This window comes from Effusibacillus lacus (assembly GCF_002335525.1).
Classification (GTDB): Bacteria; Bacillota; Bacilli; order Tumebacillales; family Effusibacillaceae; genus Effusibacillus; species Effusibacillus lacus.
In genome coordinates, this window is record NZ_BDUF01000053.1 from 27,054 (window position 1) to 40,101 (window position 13,048).

At 48.9% G+C, this 13,048-nt stretch carries 17 protein-coding genes; 7 read left to right on the forward strand and 10 right to left on the reverse strand.

What is annotated here, in order from left to right:
- The first annotated feature begins 321 nt into the window (after positions 1–321).
- From EFBL_RS09670 to EFBL_RS09685, 4 genes are all read left to right on the forward strand, one after another.
- Positions 322–543, forward strand: coding sequence for a DUF84 family protein (locus EFBL_RS09670; RefSeq protein WP_231705745.1), 222 nt, complete (start codon positions 322–324; stop codon positions 541–543).
- 176 nt (positions 544–719) lie between these two features.
- Complete coding sequence (locus EFBL_RS09675; RefSeq protein WP_096181931.1) at positions 720–896, forward strand: UxaA family hydrolase; 177 nt, start codon at positions 720–722, stop codon at positions 894–896.
- 14 nt (positions 897–910) lie between these two features.
- Positions 911–1,858 (forward strand): hydroxyacid dehydrogenase, encoded by a 948-nt coding sequence (locus EFBL_RS09680; RefSeq protein ID WP_165912649.1) that lies wholly within the window; start codon positions 911–913, stop codon positions 1,856–1,858.
- Between the two features lie 857 nt (positions 1,859–2,715).
- Complete coding sequence (locus EFBL_RS09685; protein WP_096181933.1) at positions 2,716–3,042, forward strand: hypothetical protein; 327 nt, start codon at positions 2,716–2,718, stop codon at positions 3,040–3,042.
- A 512-nt stretch (positions 3,043–3,554) separates the two neighbouring features.
- Here the strand turns inward: EFBL_RS09685 and EFBL_RS21860 are convergent.
- The gene (locus EFBL_RS21860; RefSeq protein WP_096181992.1) at positions 3,555–4,073 is read right to left on the reverse strand and encodes a M23 family metallopeptidase; all 519 of its coding nucleotides are present in this window, start codon (positions 4,071–4,073) and stop codon (positions 3,555–3,557) included.
- A gap of 388 nt (positions 4,074–4,461) precedes the next feature.
- Between EFBL_RS21860 and EFBL_RS21645 the strand changes: the two genes are divergently transcribed.
- A complete protein-coding gene (locus EFBL_RS21645; RefSeq protein WP_269432689.1) occupies positions 4,462–4,806 on the forward strand; it encodes a Uma2 family endonuclease in 345 nt (114 codons plus the stop codon).
- A 44-nt stretch (positions 4,807–4,850) separates the two neighbouring features.
- On the opposite strand, the gene EFBL_RS09705 is transcribed toward EFBL_RS21645, so the two are convergent.
- The 5 genes from EFBL_RS09705 to EFBL_RS09725 all read right to left on the reverse strand — a co-directional run bounded on the left by EFBL_RS09705 (position 4,851) and on the right by EFBL_RS09725 (position 9,906).
- The gene (locus tag EFBL_RS09705; protein WP_149029952.1) at positions 4,851–5,363 is read right to left on the reverse strand and encodes an S-layer homology domain-containing protein; all 513 of its coding nucleotides are present in this window, start codon (positions 5,361–5,363) and stop codon (positions 4,851–4,853) included.
- A gap of 32 nt (positions 5,364–5,395) precedes the next feature.
- Positions 5,396–5,758 (reverse strand): hypothetical protein, encoded by a 363-nt coding sequence (locus EFBL_RS09710; RefSeq protein WP_096181936.1) that lies wholly within the window; start codon positions 5,756–5,758, stop codon positions 5,396–5,398.
- Between the two features lie 29 nt (positions 5,759–5,787).
- Positions 5,788–8,517 carry a flagellar hook assembly protein FlgD gene (locus EFBL_RS09715; protein ID WP_096181937.1) on the reverse strand — a complete coding sequence of 910 codons (2,730 nt, stop codon included), beginning with the start codon at positions 8,515–8,517 and terminating at the stop codon, positions 5,788–5,790.
- Positions 8,518–8,691: 174 nt separating this feature from the next.
- Positions 8,692–8,952, reverse strand: a complete 261-nt coding sequence (locus EFBL_RS09720) for a DNA alkylation repair protein (RefSeq protein ID WP_096181938.1) — start codon at positions 8,950–8,952, stop codon at positions 8,692–8,694.
- Positions 8,953–8,964: 12 nt separating this feature from the next.
- Complete coding sequence (locus tag EFBL_RS09725; RefSeq protein WP_165912648.1) at positions 8,965–9,906, reverse strand: M23 family metallopeptidase; 942 nt, start codon at positions 9,904–9,906, stop codon at positions 8,965–8,967.
- Between the two features lie 175 nt (positions 9,907–10,081).
- Between EFBL_RS09725 and EFBL_RS09730 the strand changes: the two genes are divergently transcribed.
- The gene (locus tag EFBL_RS09730) at positions 10,082–10,516 is read left to right on the forward strand and encodes a GNAT family N-acetyltransferase (RefSeq protein ID WP_269432691.1); all 435 of its coding nucleotides are present in this window, start codon (positions 10,082–10,084) and stop codon (positions 10,514–10,516) included.
- A 388-nt stretch (positions 10,517–10,904) separates the two neighbouring features.
- Here EFBL_RS09730 and EFBL_RS09735 read toward each other — a convergent pair whose 3' ends face one another.
- The 3 genes from EFBL_RS09735 to EFBL_RS09745 form a co-directional block, all read right to left on the reverse strand.
- The gene (locus EFBL_RS09735) at positions 10,905–11,237 is read right to left on the reverse strand and encodes a DUF1811 family protein (protein WP_096181941.1); all 333 of its coding nucleotides are present in this window, start codon (positions 11,235–11,237) and stop codon (positions 10,905–10,907) included.
- Between the two features lie 19 nt (positions 11,238–11,256).
- Positions 11,257–11,595 carry a histidine triad nucleotide-binding protein gene (locus EFBL_RS09740; RefSeq protein WP_096181942.1) on the reverse strand — a complete coding sequence of 113 codons (339 nt, stop codon included), beginning with the start codon at positions 11,593–11,595 and terminating at the stop codon, positions 11,257–11,259.
- Between the two features lie 80 nt (positions 11,596–11,675).
- Entirely contained in the window at positions 11,676–11,981 is a 306-nt protein-coding gene (locus EFBL_RS09745) for a YqkE family protein (protein WP_096181943.1), read from the reverse strand.
- Between the two features lie 81 nt (positions 11,982–12,062).
- Here EFBL_RS09745 and EFBL_RS09750 point away from each other — a divergent pair, with 81 nt between their 5' ends.
- On the forward strand, positions 12,063–12,473 hold the full coding sequence (locus EFBL_RS09750; RefSeq protein WP_096181944.1) for a hypothetical protein: 411 nt from the start codon (positions 12,063–12,065) through the stop codon (positions 12,471–12,473).
- 1 nt (position 12,474) lies between these two features.
- Here the strand turns inward: EFBL_RS09750 and EFBL_RS09755 are convergent, their stop codons facing one another.
- Positions 12,475–12,996, reverse strand: coding sequence for a hypothetical protein (locus EFBL_RS09755; protein WP_096181945.1), 522 nt, complete (start codon positions 12,994–12,996; stop codon positions 12,475–12,477).
- Between the last annotated feature and the right edge of the window lie 52 nt (positions 12,997–13,048).

Consider the following 13,048-nt stretch of genomic DNA (forward strand, 5'->3'; position numbering starts at 1 on the left):
TTTGAAAACCGGTTCTCATGATGTTTACATAAAGTTTCTATAGCAATAATAAGCCTGATTTTCAGGCCTATTATTGATTTCTTGCTTTTCGCTTGAGTAATAGGCCTGATTTTCAGTTCTATTCGGGGGAATTTTTGAGTGCCAGGTAAAAAACAGGATATAGGCCTGAGAAACAGTCTTATTTACCGGTGGATCATGGGATCGGGTAAAATAAGACTGAAAAACAGCTCAAATTCAGCTTGGGCGGGCAGTCGGCATTTCAGCCGATGGGAGCCCTAATACTAATTTCGTATGAAATACAGATCGATTAGGAGGATAGGAATGCTGCGAGTTGCGGTAGGATCCAGTAATCCGGCCAAGGTAAAGGCTGTACAAGCTGCTTTTGAAGCGCTGGGACATCAGGTGCATGTTGTCGGGTTTGATGTGGAGTCCGGGGTGTCGGCACAGCCTTTTTCCGATGAGGAAACTGTTGAAGGGGCCCTGAATCGTGCGAAAGCGGCGATCCATATGCAGTCTGATCAGGGTCCCTTTGAACTTAAATGAATGATCATTCATTGTCTATGGGTGGTCTGCCCGCCCTGCTTGCCACGTACTGTTAAGCATAAGGTATTACCACATACCGTGGGGGCGATGGAATGCACAAGTTTCTGATTCACCGGAACATTGTCCCTGGCGATTACGTTCATGTCCATAATATCAAAAGCGCAAGGTGGTAAAGCGTGGCAAACCTTTATGGATACAGACGGGAAAATGGGACGGTCGGCATCCGCAACCATGTGGTAGTCATTCCTGTAGACGATCTGTCCAACGCGGCTTGTGAAGCGGTTGCCAGACAGGTGACTGGAACCTTTACCATTCCGCACCCTTTTGGATTTTGTCAAGCTTACACCGATTGAAAGGGGGGGCCGGTTTGGGGCTGGTTATTGCGGAAGATCTATGGCAGCCGCTTCCCGAATGGGCAAGGAACAAATATGAAATCGTATATGATCCGAGACTTTATGCAGACAGAGATCGCCTGCAAACGGTGGCAAAGAGCGCTAAAGCTTTGATCGTTCGCAACAAGACCCTTGTCGACCGGGAGTTGTTGGAACAGTTGCCCGAGCTGAGGGTTATAGGCAGGTTGGGTGTGGGTTTGGACAATATCGACCTGGAGACATGCCGTGAGCGGAAGGTGAAGGTAGTGGCCGCCAGGGGCTGCAATGCAAATGCTGTCGCCGAATATGTCATAGCCGCCATGTTCCACACTGTCAGACCGCTTAACCAGTACGACAAGTCAGTCCGAAATGGTGCTTGGGACCGTTTCCAATGCATGGGCGGGGAACTCCACGGGCGTACTCTGGGGCTGATCGGCGTGGGAGACATCGGCCAACGAGTCGCGTTCCGGACCCGATCATTGGGAATTCGTGTAATAGCCCATGACCCTTATGTACTGGCTTCAAACATGGTGGTACAGGATTTCGGCGTTCACCTGCTTCCGCTGGAAGAGGTTTGCCGGTTATCCGACTTCCTGTCCGTTCATGTTCCGCTGACCTCTGCCACCCGACATCTGATTGGGGAAAGAGAACTGTCTATCATGAAAGACACAGCGGTACTCATCAATACATCTCGCGGTGGCATTCTTGACGAATCCGCATTATTCAAGTCTCTAAAGCAATCTCCCCGGCGATATGCCGTCCTTGATGTCAGGGAGAAGGAACCACCCGACGCCAAGGATTCCCTGCAGGAATTGCCCAATGTACTGCTGACTCCCCACATTGCGGGAATCACTCATGAATCGTCGGAACGGGTTGTGGAGTTGGTGTTGGGAGATATTGACCGGGTTCTGTCGGGCTTGCCCGCTGTTTCTGCTGTTGTTTAAACCGAGGCACCCATATAGCAGATACATGCAGAAAGCGGCGCCCTTTAACCAAGGGTGCCGCTTATCTATAACGAGGATCAAGTTCAGGGTCCAACCTGAACTGTTTCACAAACGGTTTTGTAGACGGGTGGCACCAGTAGGAAGAAAAGAACAAAAATAATCAGGAAAACTACAGCCCAACGAGTATATCCTCCAAAAGTTCCGTACATAGTGTTCTCTCCTTTCAATTTTGTTTGATCATGGGATTAATAGCCTACACCAGTGGGAGGCACAAGCAAGATAAAGAGTACAAAGATAATCAGAAAGACTACAGCCCATTGAGTATAACCACCAAAAGTTCCGTACATTGTTACCCTCCTCTCATACAAGACTGCTTTACCTTATGTAAGATTACGAATCCATGCAACGGCTATAGACTATTTTTAAACAAATCATCCTGTCCCTTTGTCACGGCCGACTAAATTCATTGGGTAATTGACTGTTTATAACGGTCCATAGATATACGCCGTTTCTAAGTACATGTAAGACACGTATCTTAAAACAGATTCAACGAAAGGAGGAATATCATTGACCGGATGCTTTGGAGGATACACTCGGTGGGCGGTTGTATTCCTGATTATCTTCGTACTTTTCTTCTTGTTGGTTCCCTATAACGGAGTCTACTAATATCGATTATTAAGAGAGGAGAAGGGAGAACGCATGGACATTTTTGGTGGATACACCCGGTGGGCGGTAGTTTTCTTGATTATCTTTGTTCTGCTGTTCCTACTCGTTCCACCTGCTTACCAGACAGTTTGCACAACTGTTCCTGTGGGGCCGTAAATTAAACAATACTTTTTAGAAACAGGAGGATCCAAATGAAAAAGAGAAGCAAAAAAGGTATGAAAAATCATACTAATAACAAAAAGCCGGTTCAATATAAGAAAATTGATGGGGAACTCGTGCAATTGATTCAACAACCTACAGCCGGAATTGTAGGAAGACGCGGTGCGCTGATTCAACAACCTACAGCCGGAATTGTGGGAGTCCCCGGCGGTGCATTAATTCAACAACCTACAGCCGGAATTGTGGGAGTCCCCGGCGGTGCATTAATTCAACAACCTACAGCCGGAATTGTAGGCGGTTACGGCTATTTCGGGGGATACGGTCCTGTTGTCAGAAGAACAGTCACTTACCATTATTAAATCGTTAGTATCAAACAGATATTTATAAATAGAAACAACCCGGCTTCCAGGTGATAGCCGGGTTGTTTCACTTTCCCTAAATCCGTTTCTTGCTGCGAGAACCCCGTTTCTGAATTCTAGGTTGTTGTTTCAGTACTCCACCGCGCTCTGCGATTCCAGCTGTTGGCTGCTGAATCAATCTTCCGCCAGGGCCTGTCACGCCCGCGGTAGGTTGTTGAATCTGTGCGCTGCCAGGACCTGTTATTCCCGTTGTAGGTTGTTGAATCAGTGTTCCACGTCTGCCGACAGCGGCAGGTGAAGATACAGCCGGTGCATTTATACTGGGTGATCCGGTACTATTTGAATTTCTAATATTTTCCGTTTCTCTGTTTATTATTGTTACGTTAATAATAATACTCCCTTTTCTGCCTCTCTTGACATGTACCCTATGTTTATTATCCATCTGGTTCACCCCTTTTAATTGGTTGATATATTATATTGGCCAGCACGTCTTTTTGAAATAGTAAGATTGACTAATCCTTATAAAAATGGTTCTTTGCATACCAGTTTTGTGAAGTACAATATTCGCCGGTAACAGGTATCCCGATGTCTGCAAATCTGGATGGCAGGCCATGGCCTTGTCTGTCTATGATGGAAAAATGCAAGTGCGGCCCAGTGGCGTAGCCCGTCATACCCGAATAACCGATTATCTGTCCTCGTTCTACCCGTTGACCAACCGATACACAAAAAGAGCTTAGATGGGCGTACAGAGAATAGACACCATTCCAATGTAGAATTCGTATCCGATTTCCGTATCCATCTTCCCCGGTAATCCCAACGAAATGGACGGTTCCGGTTGCTGCTGCCACCACCGGTGAGCCATAGGGTAATTTAAAGTCCCAAGCATAAAAGTCATGTATATTGTCATGACTGGGCGGAGTATGATTGCCTTGTTCACAGCGGTATGTTTTCCCGCCGGGCCAGGGAGCTTTCATGCCTGGCGGATTGTGATATACAGGCTCACATACTATGAAGAGAGCAAAAAGGATCATAAATACTATCCATTTCACATACGATCCCCCGCATTTCTACCTGTTGTTGAAAGAAAAATGGCTCTTATATTCTGACCAGTCTCCACGTTTCCGGTTTTTCCCTATTATCCTACGAAAAAAAACGGGGAAGGCGCTCCGCACATGCTGATTTTACTGGACTCTAGCAACAAATTGGTCAACTGTCATCTCAGAAACATCACCGTAGACAGCCCTTCCCATTGGAATTCCCTTTTCATCAAACGGATTCAAAAATAGAGGATTTTTAAGCCTTTAGAGTTCAGGGACGAGACTCTCTTTTTAGATTACCGGGTTTGGAAGCGCTTATTTTTCGGCTTATAGTCTTTGAGGTCAACGATATTGGATTAATAAGAGCACAGGAATCCTCTATTTGAAAAATGGGTTCGATTCATCAAAAATAAATTCCCCAAAATCCGTTATCTGGTATAACACCGGAAAATTTCTCAAGTCGTTTCTTGTTATCGAGATCTTGTCCCAAAACAGCGCCAAACGGGACAAAGTTATGAAAAAGGAATCCTATGCAAGGTTTGCCGTGCCCGAATATTGGATTGTCGATCCTGCCCACCTTACGATTGAACAGTACCTGTTGGTTCATTCGGGTGAACCTTACGAACTGGCCAATGTATTCGGAGCGGAAGATACAGTCCGGTCAGAACGGATTCCCTGCGTGTCGTTCCTAGTCAAAGAGGGATTGAAAATTGTGATGCGCAAATAAGAAGAAGGCAGAGGAATCCTGTTGGTCCTCTGCCTTACTCTTTATCAATTAAATTGGATGGTATTCAACAAATTCGTAATCATCACAACCGCTTGCGCGCGGGAACTGGATTGGGAGGCGCCGAAAGTGCCATCGGTGAATCCTTTTACAATGCCTGCTTTCACAGCTTTCGCAACATCCTGTTTGGCCCAAGCGGAAATGGCGGCTTTGTCGGCAAAACCTGTCAGTGTTTCCGCTTCACCGGATGATAGGCTTGGCTCCTGGCCCGTAAATTTCAGGGCTCTCATAACCAGGACGGCCATCTCTTCCCGGGTAATCAACTGTTCCGGAGCGAATCGGCCTTCCCCGACACCTTTCACCAGGCCTGCTTTGTAAACCGCGTCTACATAGGGTGCGTACCAGGAATCTGCAGCTACATCCGTAAAATAATGATTGGCGGCTTTGCCGCGCAGACCCAATGAGTTCGCCAGCATCGCGGCAAATTGAGCCCGGGTCACGCTGCCTTCCGGATTGAACGTTCCGTTGCCGACACCGTTCACAATCAGTTTGTTGGCCATTTTTTCAATCTCTTTTTGCGCCCAGTGTCCATTTATGTCGCTGAAAGTCTTCTTGTTTTGCACAACGGTGTAAACCGAGTTTGTGTTGCTGAAAATCCGGGCATATGCTTTGCCGCCGCTGACGGTGAACTCGCCGGGAACCGGATGGAATTTGCCGTTTTCAAAAACCGCGGCACCGCTTCTTCCGAATTGAAGTCTGACGTGTTCAAAGGTATGGATCTGGCTACAAAATGATTGCCGAAATGGTTGATCCCCATGCTGTTTCCGTTGCCGACCACGGCAAGCGTAAAGTCTACGGGTGCGGCTAACAGCTCTTGTCCCGTTTGTTTGGCGGTCTCCGCTATCTGTTGTTTAAAGCCGCCCTGAACCGGTTTTATCTCAAATCGGATCTTCAAATCTTCAGGCGCTGCGCCCAGTTGAGCCGCTAAGGATGCAAAGTCAACAGCCTGGACGGGGAACGAATAGCTGAAATCACCGGTTGAAATATCCAGGGTGGCGCCTTTTCTCCCGAGTTCGCCATAACTTCCCCGTCGATCTCTGTCGTGATCAAGCCAGCATCCTTTGGCACGGAAATCGGTAGCGAGAGCACTGCCCCTTGCGGCATTGATTGTACAGCCTCCACCAGTTGGCCGGTATTGAATTCCGCCGTTATGGCAGTCAATCCGTCTTTTGTGGTGGAAGACTTGACTGTTGATACGTTTTCAATTCTTAGGGTGGTGGTTCCGTTTGTTACGGTTGTTGTGATTTTAGGCTCCGGGGTTGCGGGAGGCGTACTGCCCGAACCACTTCCGCCGCTACCACCGCTTCCGCCTGAACCTCCGGATAGAGTCATCTCACTTACATTTTGCAAATAGTAGGTTCCGTATCCTACGTTTTCAGAGGTTTGTGAGTTTGTCGTGACAGTCACAGCGGCAGTTTGACTGCCGTTGGTGGCGGTAATCGTATAGGTTCCGCCCGGTACGTCAAAGTAATAATGAACCTTGTCAGGGGCGATGCTCGCATCGTCATTCGTCTTGTCCAGAACCCTGTATTTGCCTACTGACGTGCTTGCTTCAGCCGCCCCATAGGTTCCTGTATAGAGAACTCCGTTTGAATCACTGATTCTAACGGTAGTGCCTGCTTTGCCCGCTCCGTTAAGCGCCACATCACCGTAGAGATGGTATCCGGCAACAGACGGAGTGGATTCGGCGGGAACTTGTTTAAACTCGATATCCCAGTTGCTGGAGCCGTCGTATCTGCTGTAAGCGACCAGGAACTTTCCGGTGTTGGAGTTGAACGCAACAGAAGAAGAATCGGTGTTGCCTTCATTACCGGATATGTTTAAATTGCTGCCGTTCAAGTTTCTGCTGGAATCCACATATTGTCCGTAAATATCAAAGTTCCAACTCCCGGTTGCCCGATCATCCGACCATGTTACCAAATAGCGCCGATTCGTACTGTCGTAAGCAACGCTTGGCCTTGTTTCCGTATAAACGGAATTAGCAACAGTGAGGTTTGATCCGACAGGGCTGCCGTCGAAGTTCAACATCCGGGCAAAAATATTATCATCAGTGAGAGAACCAATCCACGTGATCAAAAACCGTTTGTTCACACTGTCATAAGCGATTCCAGGGTCATATTCATCATGGGTTGCGGAAGATACAACAAAATTCGACCCGGCCATGGTTCCGTCCGCATTGACAAGTTTGCCGTAAATATCTTTTGAACTGTCCCTTGAGTCAGTCCATGTGACCAAATACTGCTGATTGAAGCTGTCGTAAGCCACGGCAGGCAGATATTGATCATAAACGGAGCTGGCAACAGTGAAGTTGCCTTCGTAAGGTGTACCGTTCGCATTGATCAGTTGCCCATAGATGCGGTTGCGGATATCGAACAAATTATCGGTTTCGCGTTCATCCTCCCAGACAACCAGGAAACGCTGATTCAGGTTGCCATAAGCAACTGCAGCTTCATCCTGATTATAGACCGCGTTTGTTACTGTGATTTCGGAACCGGATAGGGTTCCGTCCGCATTCACCATTTGTGCATGGATGTCATACTCTCCGGAGTTATTCGTTTTGGTGTATACTGTCAAAAATCTGTTGCTATCCGGCGCAAAGGCCATTTCCGGATAGTGGTTGCCGGGGGATGCGGTGCCATACGTTGCAAACGCTAAAGGAATTTCCGTATTGGAATCCACGCTGTCGATTCCGATCTCCTTGAGCGGAATCTTGAACTCATAGACTTTGTGCTGGTAGCCAATCTTGTCCGTATAAACAAAGAAGGGTTGTCCCCACCGGGTTTCGGGTACGGAGACCTTGAATTCTTTCAGACCTGAACCGGTGTTGACATAGACTTTCGCATAGTCTTTGTCTCCGTCCATGGTGTTGTCAGGTGTAAAATCGATGGCTGCATAAAGGTTCTCAGTGTCGTTGCGCACCCATCCGTAGGTAATCCCGGAAGGATGGCCGGAGCCGGAACGGGAAAATTCGGCAAAAAACGGTTTTTGGCCTGCAATTTCACCAAGGTTGCCGTCAATCACCAAACTGCCTGTTTCCGAGTTTAACCGGTAAGTGTAGAAGTCAGATCCAGGACCCATTTTTTTATACAAATTGCTGACGGGAAACTGAAATGGAATTTTGCTGATGGACAGACTCTCGATTCTTGCGGATACGCGCAGAACCTGCCCGTTCCCGTTTGTTGGGAGAACCAGTTCCATGCCGCCTTCGGGAACATTTGTCAAGTCGAAGTCCCGCTTTGAGAGTTTGTTTAGCAAATCGCCTTCTTGGCCATTTACCAGGATCGGGGGCTTGTCCCCCAAAAAAACCGAGTCAAGGTGGGAAGCGCCTCCCCCTTTTTTCTGAAGCCGGACGGTGACAGTATCGCCGGTGACAAGCTTGCTCAAATCCATCACTTGTTCTCTTACATACTTGTCAAAGGACAAACTGCCCACTTCCTGCCATTGGGTATCCAGCAGAATGGAAACGACAAGCTCTCCATTAGGGCTCATCCTCTCATCCGAGTTCAACTCCAATGCAGTTTTTGAATGTTCGCCGACCGTCTCACTTTGCGGCTGTCCGGCTGCAAATGCGTTTGGCGGCGGCAATACTCCCCCCGTTAATGCGATAACCGCCGTTAACATACAGGAGAATACGCTTCTCATCTTTCCCTTCATTCTTCTCCCTTCTCGCACAAGTCAAAAGTTGCTTGCGCGGAGAGTATACTAATCAGGACTTACCGGACACTTACCGGCAACTTACGACATTTTTTATCTCACTTACTTTTTCCAAAATACAGAAGAGGAAAACGAAAGGCAGGGGAGTTTCCAACTCCTCTGCCTTCTTTGCTCCTATTGGGGCACTCTCGGTTGAGTTCGGGCAGTAGCGACAAACTTCTGTTCATCATCAATCAATCCGCAAACGCCGCAATGCACTCGCCGGGGAGTTCCCTGGTAGGGAACATGAAACGGCTCCAGTTCGAATGCATTGGCATATTGCTTCAGGATCTGCCCGCTGTCCGGATCCAATTTCACATAAAGGGGTACCTGCTCCAGGATGGCAAACCGGCTGCGGTTGCTTCTGCAGGCTGGGCATTGGTAAGGGGTGTTCAATGGGCATCCCTCCTACTCTTGTTGCAAGAAATGCCATGGGTCGACCGTTTCCGGCGAACCGTTTTTCAGACCGGTGGCTACTGCAAAATGCAGATGGGGACCGTAGGACTGTCCGGCAGAACCAACCCGGGCGATCATATCGCCTTTCTTAACGTTCTGTCCGGGGCGGACATTGATTCCGTTTCTGAACATGTGGCCATATATGGTCAAAAGCCCCTGCGGATGACGTATGACCACCCAATTGCCAAACCCCTGTGCAGGACCGGCAAACAGTACGACCCCTTCGGCTGCCGCGTGGATCGGGTCTCCCAGATCGGCTGCCACATCAATGCCGCTGTGAAACTCCACATCTCCGTTTAATTTGCGCCACCCGTAATCGGAAGAAACTTCTTTGGTGGCAGGCACGGGCCAGGCAAGCAGACCGGCCAATTTTTCCGGATCCAAATGGTCGAGGGCTCCTTCTTTCCTCGGGCTGCCTGTCATTCGGGAGATTCGGTCCGACAGGGTCCGGCTCCTTTCACGGAGTTCTCGTTCTTGCTGCAGCAGGCGGTTCTTTTCTTCCAGCAGTTGCTCTCGGGTCTCCGCTTGGGTTTGGTAAGCGTCGAAAGCTTCGTCTTTCCATGACCAGACGGGCAGGATGTCAGACACTGACAGCAATGGGATGTATCCAACACCGGAGGTTCGGGCAAAGACGGCTACCAGCTTGCGGGCCTGCGGCTGCTGGTGGATTTTGCTTCTTCCCGTAGCCAGGTCCTTTTCCAGATCTTTTATTTTGTGGATGGTGGCAACAAGTTCCTGATGAACTTTCCTTGCTTCCTGCTGAATTTTCTTTTCTTGGCTGATGAGAATGTCAACCGGCTCTTTGGCGGGGATCCCGGTTCCCTTGGCCAATGCTCCGCACGGAATTGCCAGAACCAGCAATGTGCAGATGTGCCAAGCTTTGTTCCGTTGCATTCGAATCCTCCAAATCTTTTGTAAATCAACCCAACAAATACAAGTATGTGAAAAAAATAGGGATTTTATGAGGGGTGATACATTATACTTGCCTTGAAGGCAAGTATCGGGCCTAAAGAACAACACGGTTTGAAAGTGTTGTTTGCGAGTGCTGATAAATCCTTGAAGGGTGGGCATATCCATGCTGCTACGAAAGGCGACACGACAGGACTTGCCAAAGCTGGCTGAATTGATGAGCCAACTTTCCGGGCATTTAACAACTCCTACGGATATGGAGAACCGGCTGCGGTTTATCGATGAAAGCCCTTTCGATTTATTGTTTGTTTGTGAGGAGGATGGAGCAGTCTTGGGATTGATGAGCTTTCGGATTCGCGAGAACTTGGAGGAAGTGAGTAGGTTCGGGGAAGTTTCGGCAGTCGTAGTAGATCCCGGCGCACGCCGCAAAGGTGTCGGTCGTTTCATGATGGAGTATGCGGAACAATTGGCCAGGGAACAAGGCTGTATCGGAACCTGGCTTGTCAGCGGGTTTGGTAGGGAAGAAGAAGCTCATAAGTTCTATAAGGAGATGGGATATGAGGTTACGGGGTACCGGTTTGTGAAAAGGTTTTGAGGGGTAAGGTCACCCAGTACGTCGCTCAGAAGAGCGTGCTGACACGGAAGTTCGGATTTTTGGGTTTTTCTCAAAATAGCCCTGTTAAAGTATAATGTTAATTTTCGCTCCTCTCTTAATTTAACGGGAGGATAGTTAAAGGTAAACAACCAAGGGTGTGGTTGGAAATAAGGTGATTTTCACCGCTATTAAGGGTTTCTCTATCGCCCACCGGGTAAAATCTCTTGAATAACGTTGATAATCACCATTATTTCGAGAACCACCTCTTAAATTTCCGGAATAACCTTGAAAATCACCGTTTATTTTTCAACTATGGGCCATCCCCATAACTTCTGCCTTGACTGTCCCTGTCCATTTGATCTCAAAATCAACAACAAACGATAACATCTCACTCAACCGGCGGTTCCTTTGTCAGCATGGCGATGGGATAAGCCAGGGGGACGCCGGGCTTGTTTGACAAGGTGCCGTGGGCCATCACGCCGTCCAGATGGGACACGGCAAAGACGCCTCCCGGCTCCCCTTCGATAAAATATTCGCCGCCCACTTCAATCGTCTTGGGATCCATCAGATAGGAGGCGGCCAAATACCAACGGGTGCGAAGCACCATTGCTTCTTCGTAGTCGCCTGCTTCGAACAGTTCCAGCCCCCGCTGTTTTAATCGCTCCATCTCCAATTTCAACTCTTCAGGCGACATTTCACTTAACAGCTTATCCGGTTTCATCCGCCCAAGCTCCTTATCCTTACGCCTTCCATTCCAACTGGCGGCCGCCAATCACATGGTAATGCAGGTGGAATACGGTTTGCTGCCCGTGTTTGCCTGTATTGGCAATCAAACGGAAGCCGGTCTCATCCACTCCCATTTCTTTTGCCACCTTTTGTACCGCCAGGTGGAGGTGGCCAATCAGTTCCTTGTCTTCTTCCTTGATATCAAGCACTGATGAAATGTGTTTCTTGGGGATTGTCAACACGTGCACGGGAGCGATCGGATTAATGTCGTGGAAAGCCAGTACATGTTCGTCCTCATACACTTTCTTGGAAGGAATTTCCCCATTCACAATCTTGCAGAAAATGCAGTCCATCTCCATCACCTCTTATGTATAGTAGAACCTATCCACTCCCGGGGCGGAAATAGGGAACCCCGTGGCCGGGTGGAATCGGGTTACTCCTTAAACTTCCGCCAGTCCTGTTTGCTGTTGTTCAGCAGATATTCGAAATCGTTCTCCAAACGCTTTTGCTCCGCTTTGCGCGCTTCCTCTTCCTGGCGTCTCTTTTCCTCCCGTTTGCGGGCTTCTTCCGCTTCCATCTCCGCCTGCCGGGTTTTCAGTTTCGCCAACACGTCAGGGTTCAACAGATCTTTCAGCGTCGCGGGCTTCTCCTTTGCTTGCACCTCAGCCGAATAACTCTTGTTGCCGGATGCCGCTCCCTGTTGGAATTGTCCACCCGTAGGCCGTTTCTTCTTTGCCATGTTCTCACCTCTACATTGCTGACCAAATTATAGCATTATTCAAAAGGGCATTCTATAATGGAACATGCCGGGAGGGATCGTATGCTTTACCATCCGAAATCCATTCAATTGGAAGAAGAACGATTGCTTGTACATATCCCCGAAGCTGCCTATTTTATTGAAAAATGGCGGGGGCTTGGGGAGGAATTCAAAGGCTTGTCCATGCGCTGGGCGGCCGGAAGGGACGCAAAAGGTCCGTTTATTGTAATAGGCGTTCGCCACGAGGGACGCGGCTTTGATGTAGCGCTTGCCCAAGAAGCGTGGGATCTGCTGGGGCAAGAGCCGGAGACATTCGTAGTCCGGTACGGTGCGGAAGCCGGCAACACAGACAAGGAAACGGCAATTGAACTCCCCGAAGGATCCTTCGGGGAGTTCATTGAATCCTGCCAGAAACAGGCGGCGGAAGATCCGGAGAAGATCGTGATTGGGGAGATTGCCCGTTATTTCGCTTGAATTACGGTTGTTTCATCTGTTCAATCGACCGGTCGGGGTTCTTGGTTTCGGATGACTGCTTGGCAGCAGTTCCATTGAACAATGCTTCGGTCAGCCCGTCCAGTTTGTCCATCACCTTGCCAAATCCATACCCGATCAGGAAGGAGAATCCTATTCGGGGCATCAAGGAATCGGCAATGTTTATCAGCAGAATTCCCGATTGAAACAGGATCACCGTCATGACTGCAGTGCCTGCACTCATGATGGGCCGAAGAAAATACCAGATCCACCACTTGCGTATGTTGAGAATCCCGCGGATGTTATGCCAGTAAAACAAACGCAGGGCGTACAGCGTACCGCCGATTGTGCCCGCAGCACCGTAAAGTTGGTACTCTTTGCCCAGGGAGAGAATGACCGGCCCGATGGACATGCTGTCCAGAACATCACCCTGCAGCAAAGCCATCCAGACAAAACCGGCGGCAAACATCAGCAGCAGGTAGAGGAATACCAGGATCTTCAGTATACGTTCCTTCAACTGGATCATCACCAACTCCAATGGGGGATACTCACATTGTATGAACATCCCGCCTGTGGTG